We start from the raw sequence: 1,572 nt of genomic DNA, 5'->3' as shown, positions 1-1,572 counted from the left end.
GCATGTCCTCGATCCATCACCCCGCCACGCCCGCGGCCCGGTCTGGGAGATCCACGCCGAGGACGTTGCCGACCTTGGCGACCTGCTGGCCACGGGGCACTTGCCGGGTCTGCGCACGGTCTCGGTCAGCGGCGATGCGCTTGGCGAAAGCCGCCTGCTGCGCTGCCAGCCGGGCGCCAACCTGCGCGGCCTCTGCCAGGGCGCCACGGTGCCGGGCTGGCATCAGGTGCTTTCCGGCTCGGCGCTGGACGGGGCCGAGGCGACATGGCTGGGCCTGCGCGACCGGCAGGTGACGGTGCAGGATGCGCATCGCACCCGGTCCCGCGATCACTGGTTCACCCGGGCGCTGAGCCGCGCCGCGCGGCCCCTGCCGATCATCCCGACGGCGGCGCTGGACCAGGCCCTCGGATCGCTGCTGCCGGCCATGGCGCTGGTGCGCGCGCTCTCCTCTGGCGATGACGAGACCTTCACCCGCCTCGGGGGCCTCTCGCTGCTGGAAGAGGACCTGGCCCTGGCCGATTACGTCACCGGCGCCACGCCGCGCCTCTCGGGGCTGCTGCGCGCCGCGCTGGACCGCATCGCGGCGGAGGAGGGGGTGTGATCCGGGGCCTCTGGGACCGCGAGACCGTGGCGGCGCTGCTGCTGATCTGCCTGATGCCGCTGGCGCTGGCCTGGCTCTGGTACGGCGGAATCGAAGCCGTCGCCCGGCTGGCGCTGGCGCTTGTGGTCTCGGGCATCTGGCACCTGGTCTTCATGCTGGCGCGGGCACAGCCGCCCAGCCTCGCCGGGGCGCTGACCGCGCTGGCGGTGGCGATGCTGGCGCCAGAGGAGCTTGGCCTCGCGCGGCTGGTACTTGGCATCACCTTCGGCTCGGTCGCGGCGGAACTGGTCTTCGGAGGCTGGGGCCGCAACGTGGTCAACCCGGCCACGGTAACGCTGGCCTTCCTCGGTTTCGGCTTCCCCGCCGCCCCCTGGCCCGAGCTGGTGCTGCCGGTGGCCTGGGCGGCGATCCCCGGCGCGGTGCTGGGAGTGGCGCTCGGCGTGCTACCGGGGCGGATCCTTGCGGGGGCGGGGCTGGCCGCCGCGGCGACACTCGCGGCGGGGCAGGGCGCCTGGCCTGCGGGCCTCGCCCCGGTGCTGCCGATGGCGGGCGTCGTGCTGGTGCTGCTGGTCTGCGATCCGGTCGCCAGCGCCGCGACGCGCCCGGGCCGCTGGCTGAACGGGGTGCTCTACGGCGCGCTGGTCGTGCTTTTCGCGACGAAATGGCAGGGCGCCGCCCCGGCGCAGATCGCGGTCTCGGCAGCGCTCTTCACCTCGCTGGCGGCGCCTCTGCTGGACGATGCGGCGATCACGCTCTGGCGCGCAAGACGGAGGAAACACCTTGGCTGATCTGAACCCCTTCGCCGCCTGGCGCCGCCTGCTGGCCCTGCCCAACGAGAGCCGCACCAAGACCCTGGCCGTGGCCTTCCTGGTCTCGGCCGCCTGCGCGCTGCTGGTCAGCGGTGCGACGGTGGTGCTGCGCCCGATCCAGACCGCCAACCGCGCCGCCGAGCAGCAGGCGCGGATCGAGGC

General features: G+C 74.1%; 1 protein-coding gene and 2 pseudogenes. All 3 read left to right on the top strand.

Going from position 1 to position 1,572, the window contains the following annotated elements; translation table 11 throughout:
- Nucleotides 1-601, top strand: a pseudogene (locus OS124_RS25520) (Na(+)-translocating NADH-quinone reductase subunit A); the annotation flags it as partial.
- Nucleotides 598-1,389: an RnfABCDGE type electron transport complex subunit D gene (locus tag OS124_RS0121105; RefSeq protein WP_010141979.1), complete on the top strand. Its 792-nt coding sequence runs from the start codon at nucleotides 598-600 to the stop codon at nucleotides 1,387-1,389. The pseudogene OS124_RS25520 and the gene OS124_RS0121105, both read left to right, overlap by 4 nt.
- Nucleotides 1,382-1,572 (top strand): annotated as a pseudogene (locus tag OS124_RS25515) (FMN-binding protein); the annotation flags it as partial. The gene OS124_RS0121105 and the pseudogene OS124_RS25515, both read left to right, overlap by 8 nt.

The sequence above is a fragment of the Oceanicola sp. S124 genome, from assembly GCF_000220565.1.
In the GTDB taxonomy this organism is placed as follows: Bacteria; Pseudomonadota; Alphaproteobacteria; order Rhodobacterales; family Rhodobacteraceae; genus Pseudooceanicola.
This window is presented reverse-complemented; position numbering and strand designations above follow the sequence as displayed.